The organism is Paenibacillus sp. FSL R7-277, assembly GCF_000517965.1.
GTDB lineage: Bacteria > Bacillota > Bacilli > Paenibacillales > Paenibacillaceae > Paenibacillus_AQ > Paenibacillus_AQ silagei.
Genome location: NZ_ASPX01000118.1, coordinates 1 through 20,226, shown reverse-complemented (window position 1 = coordinate 20,226; position 20,226 = coordinate 1). Strand labels below are relative to the sequence as shown.

The window sequence follows — 20,226 nt, the reverse complement described above, 5'->3', positions numbered from 1 at the left end:
CCACCTTTATCTATTTATAAGTTCATCATGTTCCGCAGCTAGTGCAGTCTCAGCCTTTGTTCTTGAGATAGCTGTCATATCCTCTTTGCTTGATCTCCAGCCATTTGTCCAGCCCGAGTCTGGACAGCTCTGCCTGGTAATCCTTCCATTCCTCTTCCACTTTACCGGTCTTGGTCCATTCCGCGCGCTTGCGGTTCACATAAGCGAACAGGTCCGTCTCAATGGCGGTCAATTCCTTCTGATCCTCCAGGGAGTAGAAAACACGCGGGAAGTTGTTATCGGCCTTCATATAAGGCACCAGCTTCTCCTTCATGAGGTCCAGCCGCCAAGCAGCATCATCCGGCTTGGTAGTCACCTTACCGTAGTATTCATCCAGGATCGCCAGCGGTCCACCGATGCTGGTTTTCTGGCGCAATTCAACCGGAGCCGCGCCTTCCAGCGGCAGATGCTTCAGCATTTTGGCCGATTCATCGTATTCAAAAATATTCTGCTGCGTCTCATCCCCATACGTTCCCCAGTTGTCCTCAACCGACTGCTGCGGCTCATAGAGCTGGTCAATCCACTTGGCGGTAAGCTCCAGATTCTTGTTTGAACCGGTAATAACCATCCGTCCACGGTCAAAACCGAAGTTGTTCGTACGGGCTACATTGACCTCTCCGTCCGGTCCGGCAAGCGGCTGCATCAGATCATATTTATCGTTGAACCCGGTAATATTGGCTTTATCCCACTGGAAATAGAGACCGTAGCGCCCGCTCTGCCCTTTGGCCAGATAGGTGTTGTAATCCTGTTCAAACGCCTCTTCGTCGATCAGATCCAGCTGGTACAGCTCGTTCAGATACTTAATGCCCTCTTTATATCCGTCCTGGCCTGCGGTGAAGACCACTTTGCCGTCATTGGTAACCACCGTGTGATCGCCATTATCCCCGAGACCGAACGAACCGAACAGGAAGTTCATATCCTCATTGCCGTTATTCAGCACAAAAGACAGCGGGATCTCATCCTTCTGGCCGTTCCCGTTCGGATCATCATTCTTGAAGGCAACCAGCACCTTCTTCAGCTCCTCCGTCGTAGTTGGCATAGCGAGTCCCAGCTTCTTCAGCCATTCCACATTGATCCACGGCATCCCGTTGACCGAATGAATGCTCTCCTTGCCGGAGCCCAGCTCTTCAATCCATGGAAAAGCATAGATATGCCCGTCCTGCGCAGTCATCATCGATTTGTACTCCGGCGCGGCGGCCAGCACCTTCTGCAGATTCGGCATGTATTTCTCGATCAGCTCCTCCAGCGGCACAATCGTTCCGTCCTTGCCCAGGGTCAGCAGATCATAATCCGAATACGCGGCATCGATGATTGCATCCGGCAGGTCTCCGCTGGCTACAGCCAGATTTCTTTTCTCAATAAAAGCGTCGTTCGTGTAGTTGGTGAAATCGATGTGGACCCCGGACTTCTCCTCCAGCCGCTTGTAGATCAGCTTCTCGTTCGGATCGGCAGGCGCCAGCGCTGAGCTCTGGGACATGAAGTGCAGCGATACCTTCTCTTTAAGAGGCAGCGTCACATTCTCCAGCTTGTAATCCTCCGAAGCCGAGGAATTGCCGCCCCCTCCGCCGCAGCCCGCAAGCACGGAAGCCGAGAGTGCCAGCACAGACAAGGTTTGCAATGTTTTTTTCATATGAGATTCCCCCTAATATTATTTAATGGAGCCGACCATGGCGCCCTTCTCGAAGTATTTCTGGAAGAACGGATACATCACGATAAGCGGCAGACTGGAGATAACAATGGCAGAATATTTGATCATTTCAGACAATTTCTTAAGCTCCGCCTGGGCCAGTGCATCGGCAATCATGCCGGGCTGCACCTGATTCTGAATCAGGATTGAACGCAGCACCAGCTGCAGCGGGAACAGCCGGGAATCGTCCAGATAAATCATGGCATCGAAATAAGAGTTCCACTGCCCCACGAAGGCATATAAAGCCAGCACGAAGATAATCGGTTTGGACAGCGGCAATACAATCCGGAAGAAAATGCCCAGATCAGACGCCCCGTCGATACTCGCCGCCTGAAACAGCTCCTTGGGCAGACCCTGGAAATAGGTCTTCGCCAGAATAATATTGAACACGCTGATCGCCCCCGGCAGGATCACCGCCCACACCGTATTCAGCATCCCCAGATCCTTCACGACCAGATAGGTCGGAATCAGACCGCCGCCGAAGAACATCGTAATCAGGAAGAAGATCATTACCGGCCGCTTCCCGGCCAGTCCCTCAATGGACAGCGGATACGCCGCGAAGACGGAGAAGAATACCGTAGCCAGCGCGAAGGCGGCAGAGTAGAACAAAGCGTTGAAGAAGCCGCGGATCATCGCGTCGTTGCTCAGAATTTTGACGTAGCCTGTAATGGTCCAGTCCGACGGCGCAATGGCCAGCCCCTTGGTAATGAGCACATTCGGTGTTAAGAAGGAGGCCAGCACGACATACACCAGCGGAAACAGAATGACCAGGATGAACAAACCAAGCAATATATACGTGATAACAACCAGAATCCGGTCCTTCCCGGAATATTGAATATCCATACTTACCTCCTTTTAATACAGCCCTTCCCCTTCGTTCAGCCGCTTGACGACCGTATTGACGAAGACCAGCAGGATTACGTTAATGACGGAATTGAATAATCCGATAGCGGTGGAATAGGCATAATCGCCGGCCTGCAGACCCACCTTGTACACATAGGTCGCAATGATCTCCGAGGTCGGGGTATTGAGCGCCGTCTGCATTAGGAAGGCCTTCTCATAGCCGATGGACATGATGCCGCCTGCGGCAAGGATGAACAGCACGGCCATCACCGGCCTCAGCGCGGGCAGATCGATATGGCGGATGCGCTTCAGCAGGGAGGCACCGTCAATCGTCGCCGCATCATGAAGCTGCGGATCTACACCGGCCAGAGTGGCTACATAGATAATCGAGGACCAGCCTGCCGTCTGCCAGATGCCTGACAGAATATATACGGTACGGAAGTAAGCGGGATCACTCATGAAGGACACCGGCTTACCTGTAAAAGTAGTAATGAGCGCGTTCACCACACCTGTCGGCGACAGAAAGACAAACAGCATCCCTGCGACAACCACAACCGAGATAAAATTAGGTGCATACACAATCAGCTGGATGTTCTTCTTCAGCTTCGCGCTGCGGATCAGATTCAGCATAAGCGCCAGCACAATCGGCACCGGAAAACCCAGAATCAGCCCGTAGGCGCTTAATTTAAGCGTATTCATTAGAATATCGTAGAAATTCGGCGAGGAGAGGAACCGCTCGAAATGCTCGAAGCCCACCCATGCGCTGCCCAGGATGCCTCTGCGCGGGCTGAAATCCTTGAAGGCAATAATAGCGCCGTACATTGGAACGTATTTGAATATAACGGTAAGAATTACAGCCGGAGCCAAGAATAAATACAGGATATAATTCCGGCGCAGATAGCTTAGAATTGATTTACGTGATTTGAGTTCAGTACCCCTTTGTTGAAGCATCGGATTTGCCAATTTTCCCCCTCCTTACAGTGCGGCTGTGCTAATGCTGCTGTGCAACAGGGCCGCTGCTAGCTTGCCATTCACATGGCATAGGTCCGCCCGGATCTGTCTATCCTCCTGACGGTTAGGTTACCCACCTCCGGTCTAACTATTAATTTACATTTAACAAAATGAATAGGTTTTCAAATTTACATTTGAACATGTTTTTCCTTTACAATTTATCAGAGATCGTGATTATAAGTCAATACATTTTGCACAAAAAATAATTAAAACCGTGCATTATACAGTGCAAATGTAACATTAACATAGATATTAGCACTTAAAGGTGTCTTTAATTTTTTAATTGTAAAATTAATTTGTGCATTTGTAAAATTACGTTGTCAATTTTGAGTAAATGCTATATATTAGGTAGCAGAGGTTACTAATACGGGGAAACAAAGGTGGAACATAGTGATGAAGAAAGCAAAGGTCACCATTCAAGACATTGCAGATGCGCTAGGCATCTCCAGAAATACGGCCTCCAAAGCCCTGAACGGTGCAGAGAGCATTCCTCCCGAGACCCGGGAGAAGGTCATCAACAAGGCCGTCGAGCTCAAATATAAACAATTCTCCTATCTGGAAGCAGCAGGCAGCGCCTCTGAGAATCAGGGCAATATCGCCCTTTTGACCAGCAATCTCCCCAACAGCTCCCACTTCGGTTCCCAGCTGCTCAGCGGACTGGAGAAGCGTATCAGTACCGAAGGCTATACCTTGTCCATTTATTTTGTCCGGGAGAACGATATTAACGGTATGACTCTGCCCGGCAATTTCGAGCCTGCGAATGTGGACGGCATCATTTGTATTGAAATGTTCAGTAAAGAATACAGCGGGCTGGTTACCGAGCTCGGCATTCCAACGATCTTCATTGACTGCGCGTCCGATATTATTTATCCGGAGCTGAAGGCAGATCTGATGCTCATGGAGAATGAGCACAGTGTGTGTTCCATGACCCGCAAGCTGATGGATCAGGGAGTGCAGAGCTTCGGTTTTGTAGGCGATTACAACCACTGCCGCAGCTTCAATGAACGCTGGATCGGCTTCAATCGGGCACTCTCTGCGGCCGGTATCCCGCTCAATCCCGAATTATGCATTGTGGGTCAGGACCGGGACTACATGCTGGAGGCGGACTGGATGGATCAGCAGCTGGACGCCCTTGACGAATGGCCCTCCGCCTTCATCTGCGCCAATGACTTCATCGCAATTCGTGTCATGAAGTCACTTAAGAACAGAGGAATCAAGGTGCCGGAGCAGGTTGCGGTCTGCGGCTTCGACGATGCCTCGGAATCCCGGATCATCGAACCCCATCTGACAACGGTACATATTTACAGCGGTCATATGGGGATTGTCTCTGCCGAAATGCTGCTCTCCCGGATCAAGGACCCTGCCAAGCCTTATCAGGTGACACATGTCGCTACAGACGTTGTATTCAGGGACTCTACCCCCGCTCTTAGCTAATACCAACCCATTCTGCCTGGAGGTTATTTCACAATGAAACTACATGGTTCAGTCCTTTGTGCGGGCGAGCTGCTCATTGATTTCTTTTGCACCGATGTTGACGTCAGCCTGACCGCAGGGCGGCATTTCTCCAAGCAGGCCGGCGGAGCCCCAGCGAACGTAAGTGCAGCCATTGCCCGGCTCGGCGGCCACTCCGCCTTCCTCGGCAAAGTCGGAGCCGATCCATTCGGCTTCTTCCTGAAGCAGACGCTGGAAGAACAGAACGTGGATACCTCGATGCTGCTGCTTGATCCCGCAAGCCCGACCACACTGGCTTTTGTCTCGCGCTCAGCGAACGGGGAACGCGATTTCGTGTTCCACCGCGGAGCAGACCGGCTGCTCAGGCTCGAAGAGATTGACCGGGCAGCCGTCCGTGAGGCGGCCATGCTTCATTTCGGCTCGGCGACAGCGCTGCTGGCTGATCCCTTCCGCGAGGTCTATATGACGCTCATGGATGAAGCGAAGGCGAACGGACAGTTCGTCTCCTTCGATCCCAACTACCGGGGCGATCTGTGGACCGGGCGGCAGGAGGAATTCATCACGCTGTCCAGAGCCGGTATCTCCAAGGCCGATCTGGTAAAGGTCAGCGACGAGGAGCTGCAGCTGATTACAAGCGAAGCGGACCGTGATGCCGCCCTTGATATGCTGCATGAGTGGGGAGCCGGAGCAGTAGCCGTTACTCTGGGCAAAGACGGCACCCTCATCTCCTCCCCGGACTCCCGGCTGCTGATTCCGAGCATCACCGTGAAGTCCATCGATTCCACGGGTGCCGGCGATGCCTTCATCGGAGCGCTGCTCTGCCGGATCAGCCAGCTGGCCCATCCGGCGGACTTCACCCGCAGCGCGGAGCTGCAGCAAGAATTCGTCACCTTCGCCAACCGGGTGGGGGCGATAGTCTGCACCAAGGTCGGGGCGATTGCTGCGCTGCCGACACTGGACGAGGTCCAGGAATTTGCCGGGTAAGCTGCGGAGCTGCTGTTAAACCAATCTTTACCTGCTGTTTTCATCACAGACAGGGGAGCATGGCACGTAATATGATAAGCACATTATCATATGGTTGAAGGAGCAGCTTTTGCATGACGATGAAACAAGAATTCGATAATCTCATGGCGTTTGCCAAGGATTTAATCAATGAGAATCTCGGCTTTTATTATGATATCAATTATGGTTATTTCCAGCCCGAGACCCATCCGATTGTGGACTTCATCCGGCTGATAGGCAGACGTATTCAGAGCCAGCTCATGCTGATGCCCGCGCTCTACGGGGAGGTCGACCAGATGGAGCGGATGTTCTCGGACAACCTGTTCTTTGATGAATGGGCCGAGGTGACGCTGGACGGACGGAGCTTCCACTTCCTGATGCGGCAGATTGACAACAGCAGCAGAATCATCAACCTGGCACGTGACCTGGTCTTCCCCTCCCCCTGGATTCCCCGCAAGCTGCGCGACAGTCTGATCCGCATCGGTGAAGGTACCCTGAACGGAAGCTGGCGGCAGGATAAGGATCATCAGGTTACCCTCTGGCTCCCTCTTGGCATCTCCTTCGTGGAAGGCTCAGGGCATCATTCCATAACGGCGGGGATCGCCAAGGGCGAAGGGGAGCTCTACCCCACCTCGGTGTATGACATCAGCCTCATCTATGATCACGTGTATACCGACGGCAGGTATTACTATAGAACGCATGACCATTCGATTATCTCCGAGGTTCATTTCGTGGAATGCGCCGCTATCTTTGAGATCGGCCGGATCATGGCGGCGCAGAAGATTATTTTCTGAAGGACGACAAACCATAATTCCCCAAACAGCAAAGAAGCCGCGAACCCGCCCAAATCGGACGGTTCACGGCTTATTCAAGTAGTAGCTCTCTGTACGAGCTGAAATTCCAGCTCCTGCTGCCCGGCTTCTGTTCCCCCCAGCTTGCCGAGAATCAGATGCAGCGCATTCTGCGCCTGTGCGCCAATCGGATTATTAATTGAGGTGATCCCCAGCGTATGGGCCAGCTCCGTGTTGTCGAAGCCGACAATCGCCAGCTCCTCCGGTACCTTCACCTTAAGTCTGCGGGCTTCGCTCAGCACCCCTGCCGCTACCATATCATTGGCGCAGAGGATGGCATTCGGAGGCCCGCCAGCAATCAGCAGCAGCCTGCGGATCAGCTCCTCACCCTGCCGGATGGAAAAGATCCCTGTCTGCGACCATTCCTGGTTCACCTCCAGATGATATTTGCGGGCAGCATCCTGGTACGCCTGTATCCGCCCGGAGGTATTCATACTGGCCGGCCGGCCCCAAGCATTGGCAATCCGCGTATAACCCCGTCCGATCACATGCTCAAGTCCCAGCATGTACCCGTCATATTGATTCATGGCGACACTCTGAATCTCGGGAAGCTCCATCCGCTGCCAGGAGACAATTGGCCCATATTTGCAGTAAGAGCCCAGGAGCGCCTGATCGTTAACGCAGGTGCTGATGACCAGTGCATCGACTCTTTTGCGCCGCATATCCTCGAAGGCTTGCAGCTCTTTGGCCGGATCACCCCCGGAGGTATAGATAATCGTCTGATATCCGTGCCGGCTCGCAGTCTCCACGAAGCTGTTCAGAAAAGGCAGCATTACCTCGTTAATCCCCTCCGTTACCATCCCGATCTGCATCGTCTCTCCTGTGGACAAGGAGATGGCATTGCCATTGGGCACATAGTCCAGCTCTTCCATGATCTTCAGGATGATCTCCCGCGTTGCCTGGCTCACATGGGGAGAACGATTCAGCACCCTCGATACTGTAGCTTTGGAGAATCCCGACAGTTTAGCGATTTGATCCAGATTCGACATGATGGCTCTCCTTACATAATTTTTCATCTTTATAATAATACTTGACATGTAACGCGTTACAACATTTAGCATTGAATTATAGGACCTATGAACAGCTTACCATATCTGAATCCATAACTAATAGAAGGCGGGATTATCAATGAATACACCATTTCCTGAAGGCTTCCTGTGGGGCGGCGCAGTCGCTGCGAACCAATTGGAAGGCGCATACAACGAAGACGGCAAAGGCCTGTCCACTCAAGACGTAGCTCCGCAAGGAATCAGGGGCCCTATCACCGAGGTGCCTACCGAGGATAATATGAAGCTGGTCGGCATCGACTTTTACCACCGGTACAAAGAAGATGTTAAGCTTTTTGCCGAAATGGGCTTCAAGGTCTTCCGTACCTCAATCGCCTGGTCGCGAATTTTCCCGAACGGTGATGAGCTGGAGCCTAACGAGCAAGGCCTGCAATTCTATGATGACCTGTTCGATGAATGTCACAAATACGGCATTGAGCCGCTGGTGACCCTCTCCCACTACGAAACTCCGCTGCACTTGTCCAAGCAGTATGACGGCTGGGTGAACCGGCAACTAGTCGGCTTCTATGAACGGTACGCCAGAACGGTATTCACCCGCTACAAGGATAAAGTGAAGTACTGGCTGACCTTCAACGAGATCAACTCCATCCTGCACGAGCCATTCATGAGCGGCGGGATCTATACACCGAAGGACAAGCTGAGCAAGCAGGATCTGTACCAGGCCATTCATCACGAGCTGGTCGCAAGTGCTACAGCGGTCAAAATCGGACATGAGATCAATCCGCAGGCCCAAATCGGCTGTATGATCCTAAGCATGCCAACATATCCGCTCACCCCTAACCCGGACGATGTCATTGCGGCAATGAAGTCAGAGCATATGAATTACTTCTTCGGAGATGTGCATGCGAGAGGCGTGTACCCTGGCTATATGAAACGTTACTTCAGAGAGCACGGCATTGAGATTCACATGGAGCCTGGCGATGCGGACATTCTCAAGCATACCGTTGACTTTATCTCGTTCAGCTATTATGTGAGCATCTGTGAGACCGGAGACAGCAGCAAACGTACCCAGGAAGGCAACCTGATCGGGGGCGCACCTAATCCATACCTGAAGGCTTCCGAATGGGGTTGGCAGATTGACCCGCAGGGTCTGCGCTATGTGCTGAATATGTTCTATGACCGTTACCAGAAGCCGCTATTTATTGTGGAAAATGGACTCGGAGCCAAGGATGAGCTGATCACCGGCGAAGACGGCGTGCCAACCGTCAATGACGACTACCGGATTGAGTACCTGAATGACCATCTGGTGCAGGTGGGCGAAGCCATCGAGGACGGCGTTGAAGTCATGGGCTACACCTCTTGGGGCTGTATTGACCTGGTCAGTGCATCAACCGCTGAACTAAGTAAACGCTACGGCTTCATCTATGTAGACCGCCACGACGACAATACAGGAACCCTGGAGCGCTACCGCAAGAAATCCTTCCACTGGTATAAGGATGTTATTGCTACCAACGGACAGAGCCTGCGGCGCTCAGGCGAATAGAATAGCCAGACAATACAGGTTGTCCCGAAAAGCCATAAAAGGCTGATTGGGACAGCCTTTTTATATTAAATTGTAGGAATGGTAGCGACAGCGGCCCATTCTGCCGTTCTTTGCCTGCCCTCCTCCCCCCAATAACTGAAGATATCAATTTCAGTTGAATAAGCCATTAACAAAAAGCTGGGAAGGAGCGGAGGGGAAATTTGGAACTGTAGGAGCGATAGCGACCGCCTTTGTATACGGATTTCAACCGCAAACAGCGGCTTGAATCAAGAAATCTGTATACAACAGCGGCCGAAAGTCCAAATGTTCACCGCAGCGACGAGTTTAAGCTTTGCGTTACCGTTACTGCCATTCCATCTCATATTCCATCTCATATTAATATCTTCAGTCAGCTCCTTTACCATTTTGAAACTAATTGCCCGAAAGGTTAGGATATACTAGCCACAGATGAATCCTAAGGAGCGTAACTGCAATGAACAAATATACCTTCGGCCTCAGCAGCCTCTTATTCTTAAGCCTGATCGCCTCAGGCTGTGGCACCATGAAGACGCCAAGCGATCTGCTTCAAGCCCCGGCACAGGGGAATAGCGACGGCAATCTTACCGGAATCGTCAAATCCTTTCTACCGGCCAACGCGCATTTAACGGTTCCCATCCACTCGGAATCCGGCAGTGCGATTCAATTACAGGATCTGGACAAGGACGGGCAGGAGGAGCTTCTGGCCTTCTACAAGACAGACAAAACCGATTACGAGATCAATACTCTCCTCCTCTCACAGCAGAACGGCAAGTGGACCAAGCTGGCTAACCTTACCGGGGTAGGCAGCGAATTGAATGAAGTGTCCTTCACAGATGTTACCGGTGACGGAGCGGAGGAGCTGCTGCTCGGATACGGCGGCGGGGAGGGCTTAAGCAAAGAGCTGGCGGTCTACAGCCTAAGCGGCGGCAAGCTGACCGAGCTGCTTAAGCAGCCTTACGACCAGCTGGTCCTTGGCGACCTGACCGGAAGCGGGCATACCGATATTGCCTTGCTTCAGAGTACCTACACCACAGATAACATCCGTGAGACCCATCTCCTGTTGCTCCGGCTCAAGGACGGTACACTACAGACCTTATCCGACCAGAAGCTGGACGGTAATGTGATCGAAGCCCAGTTCGGCAAGGCGTCCCCTACCCGGAACGCAATTGTCATCGATGCCGCCATTGGCGCACATGCTTCCTATACTTCACTTCTAACTTGGGAAAAAGACAGGTTTACTGATATACTGGCAACAGATGATTATCAGCGTACTGCGCTCGCTGCAAGCAAGGATCTGGTGCTGTCTCCGCCAGCCGTCTCTCCTGACCTGCTTGGCAGCAGCAGTATTGCAATTAAGGACTACCCGCAGTCCAGCCTGGATGTGAATAATGACGGGATCTTGGAATTCGGCTTCCTGGTGCCGCCAGCCGGTACGGAGAGCATGGCTCCCTTGGCGACCCCATTCATCACCAAATATTATCAGTGGGACGGACAGACCGGCCTGACCTTCGTGCAGGAGCAGTTCGACCGCTGGGGCTTCAACTTCCGTATTCCCAAGTCCTGGGCGGGCCAGACCCTGCTGGAGGTTCCGGGAGAATCACCCCAGCCCTGGGAGAAGCTCCAGTTCAGCTACAAGAATACCGGGTCTGCTGTGAAGGCTCCGCTGCTGGAGCTTCGCCTGCTGACGAAGAAGGCATGGGCTGCCGCAGAGGTCCAGCTGAAGGCTGAGAATAGAGAGTATAAGCTGCTGTATGAGCAGGGGAACTCTAACAATGACACGGAGCCTACCCTATTCGTTGCCGTAATGCCCGCAGCGGATGCCGCCGGCAAGCTGCAGGGGGCCGATCTGCAGAATTATAATCAGCTGAAGCTGACATTAGATGAAGTCGTTCAGCTGGCCGGCACACCCCAGAAGCCCCGGCAATAAGAAGGAGAGCTATTCATGAAAGTGCTGATACTGGAAGATGAGAAGCCTATCCGTGATCTGCTGTGTATCAACCTTAAGCGGGCAGGCTTCGAGATCGCGGAGGCTTCTACCGGTGAAGAGGCGCTGCGCATTGCAAGAGAACAGAGAGATTTTGACATCGCGATTCTCGACCTGATGCTACCCGGACTCAGCGGGTTCGAGGTGTGCACCCTTCTGCGGACACACTTCCCCCGGCTGGGAATCATTATGCTCACCGCCAAAAGCCAGGAAATCGACAAGGTCATGGGCCTGGAATCCGGCGCAGACGACTATGTGGTCAAGCCCTTCAGTCCGGTGGAGCTGGTCGCCCGGGTGCGCTCGCTCTACCGCCGGATGTATCCGGGAGAAGCGCTGCCGCAGGAGAATCTTATCGAGCTGCCGCCTTTTACACTATTGCTGGATGAACGGAAATTACTGAAGGACGGGCAGGATATCCCGCTGACTCCAACCGAGTTTATGATCGTTAAGCTGCTGATGGAACAGCCGAACAAGGCCATGAACCGGGATGATATTTTGACAGCCGTATGGGGGCAGTACTTCATGGGGGATCTTAAAATTGTAGATGTGAATATCAGCCGAATCCGCCAGAAGATCGGACAGGAGTCCTCCGGGCCGCAGTTCCTCGAGACCGTGTGGGGATTCGGATATATTTGGAGGGGCTAATTGTGCTGAAGGGAATCAGGTCCAGACTTATCGTCTATATTACCCTTGTGCTGCTCCTGATCGTGCTGCTGCTGGAGGGAGTGTTCATCGCTGCTGTCCACTATTATTATCTGGGCAGTGCGATGGAGACATTGAATACAAGGGCCACGACTTCAGCGACCTTTTTCAATAAGTATCTGGAGAGTTATAGCTTGAATGAGCGGGCGCGTTATATTCTGGAGAATCTCTCCCCTGAGGAGAGCAGTAAGGTGGAAGTACTGAGTCCAGCTGGGCACGTGGTCATTAATTCCTTCGGCTTCTCCAGTACAGAGCAGGTGAGTACCCCTGATGTGAGAGCAGCTCTGACCAGCGGCAAAGGAAGCTTTCAGAGCATCAAGCCAGTGAACGGGGAACGAATTATGGCAGTCTCTATCGCGCTGAAGGAGTCGGGGAGCACAATCGGCTTGCTGCGGTACTCGGTCTCGGCAGAGCCTTTATATCATGTTATTATCCGGATCGCACTCAATGCAGCCGTCATCGGGCTACTCGTCATTGGATTCGGCTTCATGCTCAGCCTGATTATCGCCAAACGGATCGTAGGGCCGATCCAGCAGCTGACCGGGGTCGCCAAGGAAATGGCCACCGGTAATTTTGCCGTCCGGGCAGCGAGGCGCTATGACGATGAAGTCGGCACCCTTGCGGTAACGCTGAATTATATGTCGGAGGAAATTCTCAAGAGTGAGAAGCTCAAATATGATTTCATCTCCTCCGTCACCCATGAACTGCGGACCCCGCTTACCTCCATCAAAGGCTGGGGGGAAACGCTGCTGGTCGGTGATTTATCAGATAGGCAGGAGATCCTGCAGGGGCTTGAGGTCATGACCGGGGAGACAGACCGGCTGATCGGCCTGGTGGAGGATCTGCTCGACTTCTCCAAATTTCAGGCCGGAGAGATCCGCATTGTGCGCCAGCCGTATGATCTCAGAGGCCTGCTGGAGGATCTGCTGCTGCAATTCAGATACCGGGGGCAGACGAAGCAGATCCGCCTCTATGCCGACCTTCCCGATCAGCCGCTGCCGGTGGACGGTGATTTTAACCGGTTGAAGCAGGTGTTTGTCAATTTGCTGGATAATGCGTTCAAGTTCACCCCTGCGGAGGGTGAGATCCGCCTTACCGCAGTGCTCGAAGGGCAATGGATAATCGTCACCGTGGCTGACAACGGCGAAGGCATCGAGGCCGCGGATCTGACGCAGCTTGGCACCAAATTCTTCAAAGGCCGCTCCCGTCAGTCCGGCAGCGGCCTGGGCCTTGCCATCTGCAAAGAAATTATCGAGCTGCATGACGGGCGTCTGCGGATCGAGAGTGAGTTCACCAAAGGAACCTCGGTAATTGTTGAGCTGCCGCGCTACGAGGTGGAGCAGCATTTTGCATCACCAGTGCAGCTCTAGCTCTGTATCCCCCTGTGCTTCTATAACTCTACCCGGGCTTGTCCGCTCCCGTGCGCGATTTCCACAACTGGCTTAGTCTCTATAGAGACGTTACCGGCCACGGCTCTGGAGATCATACAGGAGGCTTCAGCCTTATGTGCCAGCCGCTCTGCCATCTTCAGCTGCGCCGGTGTCGCACCAGCCTGGAGCACAATGCTAGGCTTGTGCACGATCTTTTCGTACGTGAACACATTATTCGTGACATCTACTGTCGCTTCAGACGCCAGGGTCAGCTCCTCTGGAACAATCTCCGAACGCTCCAGCATTGCGGCCAGAGTAATCAGGTAACAGGTCGCTGCTGCACCCAGCAGCATCTCATCCGGGTTCGTGCCGGTTCCCGGCCCGCCCATCTCCTGCGGAATCGATATAACCGTCCGCAGTCCGCCCGCATCAATATGCCCTTCGCTGTTCCGCCCTCCATTCCATACCGCCTTCAGGTGAAAAGGATGCTTCATCTCACTCCGTCCTTTCTTTTCTGCTTAGCTGATTTTACAGCCATCTCTACACTTCTACTGCAACTTAATCTCGTCAAAAAGCCCCGTCTGCCGATCAGGCTGATCCAGGTATTCAGTCTCATTCGCTGGACAGCTTCCGCCCAGGTACGTAGCAAAAAGCGCCTCTACCTGGGCCATAGTGACCGGCTTTGCGGAATCCTGTAATTCATATCCGAGCTGGCCGTTAGGCTCAATCGTCGCCGTTTTGACATCGCTAAGCCTGGAGATACCCTGTCCCCGCAGGCTCATCTCCAGCTCATCGACGGTTAATCTAAGCTTCCTCAGATTCTTAGGCTGAAGCTGTCCCTCCGCAATAACAATAACCGCAGGCCCCTTAATTAGCCGCTCAAAAGCATTCCACCGTACCTGCAGCCATTCCACTATAATTAACACTATGATGAATACGGCTGCTGCAACTATAGTAATCAGAATACTATGATCGGCGATCGGCTGCACAATAATCGTCCCAATTGAGATCATGGCGATCGTCGTAGGAATCGTCATCTGCGAGATCGATTTGCGGCCGGCTAGCCGCAGCACCAGCATCCCGACAATGATCAGCACCAGCGCCTTCCAGATTTCGCTCCAGATTTCATTCATCGCTCCGTCTCCTTTTGACAGTAGATAGGCTAGCTTTTGTCTTACAGGAGGCGAATATGCATATCTAGAGAATCGGAGCCCGGCACACACCCGCCGGAATCCCCAACCGGTTGTAATGCTGCTTGATGTTGACAAGCGCATGCCCGCTGAACACCTGCGCCACTATGTCCTCCAAAGGTCCAGCCTCCACCTGCTCCTTCCGCAGCAGACGCTCCACCGCGCTCTTGATCTCCAAGGGGTATAGATTCCCCGCCACACTGGAGAGGCCATTGCAAGGGCCTGAGGCGAAATTCTCCACAAGCCTCATATCCCCTGCTGCAAAAAGAATGAACCCCTCCGGATACTCCACTCCCATATGCCGCTGCAAATCGCCTGTTTCCTTGTAGCCGACAATATTCGGATGGCGCAGGATTAACGTGTACAGCGACTCCGGGGTCAGATCAAATCCGGTCCGGCCGGGATTATTATACAACGCTACGGGCTTGCTCGTATGACTAAGCAGTTCCTCCACATAAGCAACCGCCTGTTGCTGCGTAGGCCGGATATACGGGGGAAATCCGATCAGCAGCACATCCATCACTGATGTCTCCACCTCCTGCACCAGCCGGACAGCATCACGGGTTCTTATCGCGGACACGCCGAAGATCAGCTCCATCCCCGGAGAACGCTTTTGATTAAAATATTCAATAATTTCTAATCTTTCCTCAATACTCAGCGAATGCTGCTCGCCAGTACTTCCTGAGATCAGCAGGGATTCGATGCCGTTTTGCTGCTGGTAAGCCACGATAGGCGCAAATCCGTCTGTATTCAGACCCTCATCCCCATGAAAAGGCGTTGGAATCGCCACATTTAATCTTTTCATCCCCTCACCCCTTCCTTTCTTCTCTCTAATGTAACAAAAAATCCCGATGAATCAAGAGAGACTTGATCATCAGGATAAATTCAGTTCTATAGCAACACGGCTTCCCGCTTACTTAGCCTTACCGGCAGGCTCATAGATCAGACAACGCAGCTGTTTACCCGGATAGCGGAATTCCGCATTATATTTGCTGCCGTCTTCCAGCAACACATCCACGGCCACCATCCCGCGTTTATTGTTTACCTCAGTGCCTGTCAGATACGCCTTCACTATCTTTCTTTTCTCTCCCTGCTTGTCCTTTACAATCCGGGTAGCTTCCTTTACCCAGCTGTCATCCTTCTTCATGGCAGCCGCAGCTGCCGCGTCGATAGGGGTTCTTTTCATCACAGAGTTAAAAGCTGTCGTATCAACCACCACCCCGGTGTCAGGATCGATCTGCACACTATATTGCCAGTATTCCTGACCTTGTCCAAGCAGAGTAAGCGACTTATATGGTTCAGAGTGAACCGACCAAAATGAAGGTATGCCATAACCCGGTTCCACCAGCATAACATTTGTTTTCAGCTTGGAGACATCGGCATCGAACAGCTTGCGCACACTTTCAGCCGCCCGTGCCTGTACTTCAGCCTTGCTGAATTTCTGCGGTACGGCAACGGCCGGAGCAGTGATATTACGTTTGGATGCCACAAGATTAAGCCGGTAGGACCAGTCAATCATTTGCAACAGCTCTTCATCCGTCCAGGTGCGCTCCGGTTGATAATACGTATTGGTCTTTATATCGAAATACACTTCTCCCTGCCCCGCCTGTAGCGGCAATGGCTTCTGTGGCCGCACACCATCATAGACATATTGATCTTCCAGCACCCGCCTGCGGTTGATCTCCGCTTCGGTCATTTCCCGGCCTGAAGTGTTCGGATCGCCCGGTAGCTCCATATAGTCGTAGATTTGCTGGATCTGCTCCTCAGTCATCTGCTTCAGCAGCAGATCATCATTCACGGTAGATACCGGCACGGGTGCCTCCACCTTCAGCACAGGAACAGCGCTTCCTGCCGGACTTGCCTTAGCACTGACCGGAGTTGCCGTACTGTACTTTGCGATGACTGCTGAGTTCGCCAGACTGGGGACAAGGAGTCCGCTGAATGCGAACATACCGCCTGAGCATAGGACAACTGCCATAGTAACAGACCACTTTTTCTTGTTCAATTGTATTACCTCCATCGGGATTCAGGATATTAACTCTATCCATAGCTTAATCCCGGGATATTATAGAGTAGAGGAGCAGTTGTTATGGAGTTGTAAAATAGCTTCACAAAGTGGAGCTTAAAAAAAGCCGGATGCTCGTCCCCTCACCAGGAGCAGATAGCAGCTCAATTCTGGCCTGATGCGCTTCGGCAATCTGGCGGCATAGAGAGAGACCCAGACCTGCATGGCCATAGGCCCGCGAACGTGAAGAATCTGCACGGTAGAAAGGCTCAAATGCCCGCCTGCTCTGCTCTTCTGTCATTCCGCTCCCGCTGTCCTGTACTTCAAGCACCCCTTCTCCGTCCTGCTGATAGGCCAGCAAGCGGATTGTGCTGCCTGGCGGGGACGCAGGAATGGCATTCTCAATCAGATTCACCAGAAAAGAGGCCAGAAGATCCGCATCTCCCCATACGGCAGGAATGGTGCTATCCAGCTCCAGCAGTAATCCGTTATCTGTTACCCTCTGCTGCTCGGTCTGGGCCACTGTGTCGAATAGCGAAGCCACGTCTACCTCATCCAACATCAGCGGCTGATGCCGCAGAACGGACAGATCCAGCAGCTTGAAGGCCAGATTCTTCAGCCGCACCGTCTCACTGAGAATATAGCGGCCCGCTTTGACCTGATCGTCCTGATCTATGTTAGCTGTGGTCAGCAGCTCCGCAAATCCCTGCATACTGGTTAGCGGTGTCCGCAGCTCATGAGCTAGATTATCGACCATCCGCTGTTTATCCTCAGCCATGCCTGCGAGATCGCTCATCCGCTGCTCTATCACAGTAGCCATCTTGTTAAAGTTGAAGGCCAGCTCCCCGAATTCATCCCTGCTGTTCAGCTCCACACGCTTGGAATAGTCACCTTCGGCAATCGTCTTTGTCGTCTCCGACAACAGCTTGAGTGGCTTAGTCAGATGCCGGATCAGAAGGTAGAGCAGTACCACAAGAAGCGGCCCTACAATCCAGTTAATCATCACAAAAAAACGGTTCAGCTCCTGCTGCTGGGCATACAGACCGCTAATATCGCGGTTATAGGCCAGCTCCAGATGCTGATAGGGAGCCGGGAGCGGCATCGCTAACGTCATGATATGCTCCTCCTGCACAGCGTGCTGTTCTTTCTCACCAGGATAGAGCAGCAGTCCATCATCCCGCAGCTCCAGCTCTATCCCCTGCTTACGGTAGTGTTCTCCATAGGACTTGGCCACACTGACCAGCAGTGCCGGGGTAAGGGAGACGCCTCTTGCCCGAATGGAATCCAGATTCTCATAGATATTATTCGTAATTAGTAGCTGCTCGCTGGTCGCACGTTTGCTCTCACTGGCCGTGTTCAGCTGCCAGCTTTTTTTCATCACCATCACGACACTTACATCAAGTGCCGCTATAAACAGCACCAGGACAGCAAGGAGAATCTTATGCCAGAACCGCATGGCTAGACCTGAACTTCCAGCCGGTAGCCCAGCTTGAACACGGTTTTGATCCGTTCTTCCCAGCCCAGCTTTTTGCGCAGCTGCCGGATATGTACATCCACAGTACGGGTATCACCCGCATAATCATAACCCCATGCCAGCTCCAGCAGCTTCTCTCTGGAAAGAGCAATATTCCGGTTACGGATCAGCACTTCAAGCAGCTCGAATTCTCTGGCCGTCAGATCCACTAGCAGCTGATCCACCCACACCTGACGCTCCTTGAACCGGACTTCAACCCCATCACATACAAAAGCAGAGGCGGCCTGTTCATTCCTCCGCAGCACGACATTAATCCGGGCCAGCAGCTCCAGAATCTCAAAAGGCTTAATAATATAATCATCCGCACCCAGCTCGAAGCCCCTGATCCGGTCAGAGAGTGCACCCCGGGCCGTAATCAGAATCACCGGAATCCGTAGTGGCGCAATCTGCTCCATCACCCCGAACCCGTCCAGACCGGGAAGCATGACATCCAGCAGGACGAGATCCGCCCGTTCCTTCTCCAGCAATTCCGCAACCTCTGAGCCGGTATAGGCTTTGGAATACGCATGTCCCACCAGCTTAAGATTCATCGTTATTAAATCATTAATCGCCTGTTCATCCTCAACAACAAGTATATGAGCCATCTGTCGAATATCCTCCTAACTCTGTAGCCACAGAATACCCTTTCATAGGTAACCTAATCTTAATCATACCAGATTCCAAAGCATCCATAACCTATAAGCCGAACCTGACCTTACACAACCGCCTGCCAAAAAATCCTGACAAATCAAGAACTGCTTGATCGTCAGGACTAGTTTGTTCATTGAACATAAGCTTCCCGCTTATTTCCCCTTATCGGCAGGCTCATAAATGAGGCAACGCAACATCATACTCGGATAGCGGAATTCCGCATTATATTTGCTGCCGTCTTCTAATAACACATCTACCGCAACCATTCCGCGCTTATTGTTCACCTCGGTATCAGTCAGATATGCCTTTGCGATTTTCCTTTGCTCACCTTTCTTATCCTTAATTATCCTTTTAGCTTCCTCGATCCAGCGCTGATCCTTCTGGAGAGTGGCAGCCACAGCTCCGTCAATAGGCGTTCTTATCGCGTCCGCATTAATAGCTGTCGTATCCACTAACACTCCGGTTTCTGTATCGATAATCACATGGTAATTCCATACCTCCTGTCCTTGTCCCCGCATGGTCCGCTCCTTGTAGGGAGAGAAATACACCCACCATTGGGAAGGAAAGCCAAATTCCGCTTTATGCAGACTAGTACCAATTGGCGCTTAGTCTCCGATTCTGTGAGCTCACGGCTGCTATCCCCTTGGGGCTCAAGTCCTCTGTCTAGGAAGTCATCAATTTGCTGAATTTGCTCCTGGGTCATATTCTTCCGCAGATAATCCTCCACAGTGGATACCGGCACGGGAGCCTCAACTTTCAATACAGGAACCACACTCTCCGTCAGAGGTAGTCTGACATCCTTCTGTGGTGCTGCTGTGCTGTCTTTGGCGACCACGGCAGAGTTCACTAAGTTCGGGACGACAACAGCACTGATGGCGAATAACCCTCCGGCACATAACAGGACAGCTATAGAAGCAGACCACTTCTTCTTATTCAACGGGATAACCTCCACAGGAGTATAGTATTTTCTCTACCATTACCCTACTCTCAACATGTTATAAAGTAGAGTGACAGTTGTTATAGAGTTGTAAAATGAGAGCCTCGCCCGCAATACAAAAAGACCACCGTTGATTTCTCAACAGTGGTCATGTGTGCTTGGCAACGTCCTACTCTCCCAGGACCCTTCGGTCCAAGTACCATCGGCGCTGGAGGGCTTAACGGTCGTGTTCGGGATGGGTACGTGTGGAACCCCTCCGCTATCGCCACCAAACGGGCATTTACAGCGTAAATGCTTCAGGAATTTGATTCCTGAAAACTGAATCCGAAACGAATCTGCGAATTATTTTTTTGGATAAGCCCTCGACCGATTAGTATTGGTCAGCTCCATGCATTGCTGCACTTCCACCTCCAACCTATCT

General features: G+C 52.4%; 18 protein-coding genes, 1 rRNA gene and 1 pseudogene. 7 read left to right on the top strand and 13 right to left on the bottom strand.

Annotated features, from left to right (window positions below; translation table 11 throughout):
* Nucleotides 1-49: 49 nt before the first annotated feature.
* From C173_RS30635 to C173_RS30625, 3 genes are read right to left on the bottom strand one after another with little or no spacing between them, the layout of a single operon-like run.
* The gene (locus tag C173_RS30635) at nucleotides 50-1,669 is read right to left on the bottom strand and encodes an extracellular solute-binding protein (RefSeq protein ID WP_036732511.1); all 1,620 of its coding nucleotides are present in this window, start codon (nucleotides 1,667-1,669) and stop codon (nucleotides 50-52) included.
* Between the two features lie 18 nt (nucleotides 1,670-1,687).
* Entirely contained in the window at nucleotides 1,688-2,569 is an 882-nt protein-coding gene (locus C173_RS30630) for a carbohydrate ABC transporter permease (protein ID WP_036732509.1), read from the bottom strand.
* 12 nt (nucleotides 2,570-2,581) lie between these two features.
* On the bottom strand, nucleotides 2,582-3,520 hold the full coding sequence (locus C173_RS30625) for an ABC transporter permease (protein ID WP_036732623.1): 939 nt from the start codon (nucleotides 3,518-3,520) through the stop codon (nucleotides 2,582-2,584).
* A gap of 444 nt (nucleotides 3,521-3,964) precedes the next feature.
* Between C173_RS30625 and C173_RS30620 the strand changes: the two are divergent.
* The 3 genes and pseudogenes from C173_RS30620 to C173_RS33230 form a co-directional block, all read left to right on the top strand.
* Nucleotides 3,965-5,014, top strand: a pseudogene (locus tag C173_RS30620) (LacI family DNA-binding transcriptional regulator); the annotation flags it as partial.
* Nucleotides 5,015-5,047: 33 nt separating this feature from the next.
* On the top strand, nucleotides 5,048-6,016 hold the full coding sequence (locus tag C173_RS30615; protein WP_036732507.1) for a carbohydrate kinase family protein: 969 nt from the start codon (nucleotides 5,048-5,050) through the stop codon (nucleotides 6,014-6,016).
* A 113-nt stretch (nucleotides 6,017-6,129) separates the two neighbouring features.
* On the top strand, nucleotides 6,130-6,828 hold the full coding sequence (locus C173_RS33230) for a DUF6710 family protein (protein WP_051478692.1): 699 nt from the start codon (nucleotides 6,130-6,132) through the stop codon (nucleotides 6,826-6,828).
* Between the two features lie 74 nt (nucleotides 6,829-6,902).
* Here the strand turns inward: C173_RS33230 and C173_RS30605 are convergent, their stop codons facing one another.
* Nucleotides 6,903-7,874 (bottom strand): LacI family DNA-binding transcriptional regulator, encoded by a 972-nt coding sequence (locus C173_RS30605; RefSeq protein ID WP_036732506.1) that lies wholly within the window; start codon nucleotides 7,872-7,874, stop codon nucleotides 6,903-6,905.
* 139 nt (nucleotides 7,875-8,013) lie between these two features.
* On the opposite strand from C173_RS30605, the gene C173_RS30600 reads away from it, so the two are divergent.
* The 4 genes from C173_RS30600 to C173_RS30585 all read left to right on the top strand — a co-directional run bounded on the left by C173_RS30600 (nucleotide 8,014) and on the right by C173_RS30585 (nucleotide 13,509).
* Nucleotides 8,014-9,435 (top strand): glycoside hydrolase family 1 protein, encoded by a 1,422-nt coding sequence (locus C173_RS30600; RefSeq protein ID WP_036732505.1) that lies wholly within the window; start codon nucleotides 8,014-8,016, stop codon nucleotides 9,433-9,435.
* A 472-nt stretch (nucleotides 9,436-9,907) separates the two neighbouring features.
* Complete coding sequence (locus tag C173_RS30595) at nucleotides 9,908-11,380, top strand: hypothetical protein (protein WP_051478690.1); 1,473 nt, start codon at nucleotides 9,908-9,910, stop codon at nucleotides 11,378-11,380.
* Nucleotides 11,381-11,395: 15 nt separating this feature from the next.
* A complete protein-coding gene (locus C173_RS30590; RefSeq protein WP_036732504.1) occupies nucleotides 11,396-12,082 on the top strand; it encodes a response regulator transcription factor in 687 nt (228 codons plus the stop codon).
* 2 nt (nucleotides 12,083-12,084) lie between these two features.
* On the top strand, nucleotides 12,085-13,509 hold the full coding sequence (locus C173_RS30585; RefSeq protein WP_442792685.1) for a sensor histidine kinase: 1,425 nt from the start codon (nucleotides 12,085-12,087) through the stop codon (nucleotides 13,507-13,509).
* A 20-nt stretch (nucleotides 13,510-13,529) separates the two neighbouring features.
* On the opposite strand, the gene C173_RS30580 is transcribed toward C173_RS30585, so the two are convergent.
* The 9 genes from C173_RS30580 to rrf all read right to left on the bottom strand — a co-directional run bounded on the left by C173_RS30580 (nucleotide 13,530) and on the right by rrf (nucleotide 20,078).
* Nucleotides 13,530-14,003, bottom strand: coding sequence for an OsmC family protein (locus C173_RS30580; RefSeq protein ID WP_036732503.1), 474 nt, complete (start codon nucleotides 14,001-14,003; stop codon nucleotides 13,530-13,532).
* A 54-nt stretch (nucleotides 14,004-14,057) separates the two neighbouring features.
* Nucleotides 14,058-14,642, bottom strand: a complete 585-nt coding sequence (locus C173_RS30575) for a DUF421 domain-containing protein (protein ID WP_036732502.1) — start codon at nucleotides 14,640-14,642, stop codon at nucleotides 14,058-14,060.
* Nucleotides 14,643-14,706: 64 nt separating this feature from the next.
* Nucleotides 14,707-15,504 (bottom strand): dihydrodipicolinate synthase family protein, encoded by a 798-nt coding sequence (locus tag C173_RS30570; protein ID WP_036732501.1) that lies wholly within the window; start codon nucleotides 15,502-15,504, stop codon nucleotides 14,707-14,709.
* Between the two features lie 108 nt (nucleotides 15,505-15,612).
* Nucleotides 15,613-16,704: a hypothetical protein gene (locus C173_RS30565; protein ID WP_051478686.1), complete on the bottom strand. Its 1,092-nt coding sequence runs from the start codon at nucleotides 16,702-16,704 to the stop codon at nucleotides 15,613-15,615.
* A 103-nt stretch (nucleotides 16,705-16,807) separates the two neighbouring features.
* Complete coding sequence (locus C173_RS30560) at nucleotides 16,808-18,160, bottom strand: sensor histidine kinase (RefSeq protein ID WP_036732500.1); 1,353 nt, start codon at nucleotides 18,158-18,160, stop codon at nucleotides 16,808-16,810.
* A gap of 2 nt (nucleotides 18,161-18,162) precedes the next feature.
* Complete coding sequence (locus C173_RS30555; protein ID WP_036732499.1) at nucleotides 18,163-18,822, bottom strand: response regulator transcription factor; 660 nt, start codon at nucleotides 18,820-18,822, stop codon at nucleotides 18,163-18,165.
* 198 nt (nucleotides 18,823-19,020) lie between these two features.
* Nucleotides 19,021-19,350 carry a hypothetical protein gene (locus C173_RS30550; protein WP_036732498.1) on the bottom strand — a complete coding sequence of 110 codons (330 nt, stop codon included), beginning with the start codon at nucleotides 19,348-19,350 and terminating at the stop codon, nucleotides 19,021-19,023.
* Nucleotides 19,347-19,805 (bottom strand): hypothetical protein, encoded by a 459-nt coding sequence (locus tag C173_RS30545; RefSeq protein WP_036732493.1) that lies wholly within the window; start codon nucleotides 19,803-19,805, stop codon nucleotides 19,347-19,349. Before C173_RS30545 ends, C173_RS30550 begins: the two co-directional genes overlap by 4 nt.
* Nucleotides 19,806-19,961: 156 nt before the next feature.
* Nucleotides 19,962-20,078 (bottom strand): 5S ribosomal RNA (gene rrf / locus C173_RS30540).
* Between the last annotated feature and the right edge of the window lie 148 nt (nucleotides 20,079-20,226).

Bases quoted from the DNA above. Each gene is read 5' to 3' on its own strand.
- C173_RS30635 (WP_036732511.1), bottom strand. From the start codon at position 1,669: ATGAAAAAAACATTGCAAACCTTGTCTGTGCTGGCACTCTCGGCTTCC.
- C173_RS30630 (WP_036732509.1), bottom strand. From the start codon at position 2,569: ATGGATATTCAATATTCCGGGAAGGACCGGATTCTGGTTGTTATCACG.
- C173_RS30625 (WP_036732623.1), bottom strand. From the start codon at position 3,520: ATGCTTCAACAAAGGGGTACTGAACTCAAATCACGTAAATCAATTCTA.
- C173_RS30615 (WP_036732507.1), top strand. From the start codon at position 5,048: ATGAAACTACATGGTTCAGTCCTTTGTGCGGGCGAGCTGCTCATTGAT.
- C173_RS33230 (WP_051478692.1), top strand. From the start codon at position 6,130: ATGACGATGAAACAAGAATTCGATAATCTCATGGCGTTTGCCAAGGAT.
- C173_RS30605 (WP_036732506.1), bottom strand. From the start codon at position 7,874: ATGTCGAATCTGGATCAAATCGCTAAACTGTCGGGATTCTCCAAAGCT.
- C173_RS30600 (WP_036732505.1), top strand. From the start codon at position 8,014: ATGAATACACCATTTCCTGAAGGCTTCCTGTGGGGCGGCGCAGTCGCT.
- C173_RS30595 (WP_051478690.1), top strand. From the start codon at position 9,908: ATGAACAAATATACCTTCGGCCTCAGCAGCCTCTTATTCTTAAGCCTG.
- C173_RS30590 (WP_036732504.1), top strand. From the start codon at position 11,396: ATGAAAGTGCTGATACTGGAAGATGAGAAGCCTATCCGTGATCTGCTG.
- C173_RS30580 (WP_036732503.1), bottom strand. From the start codon at position 14,003: ATGAAGCATCCTTTTCACCTGAAGGCGGTATGGAATGGAGGGCGGAAC.
- C173_RS30575 (WP_036732502.1), bottom strand. From the start codon at position 14,642: ATGAATGAAATCTGGAGCGAAATCTGGAAGGCGCTGGTGCTGATCATT.
- C173_RS30570 (WP_036732501.1), bottom strand. From the start codon at position 15,504: ATGAAAAGATTAAATGTGGCGATTCCAACGCCTTTTCATGGGGATGAG.
- C173_RS30560 (WP_036732500.1), bottom strand. From the start codon at position 18,160: ATGCGGTTCTGGCATAAGATTCTCCTTGCTGTCCTGGTGCTGTTTATA.
- C173_RS30555 (WP_036732499.1), bottom strand. From the start codon at position 18,822: ATGGCTCATATACTTGTTGTTGAGGATGAACAGGCGATTAATGATTTA.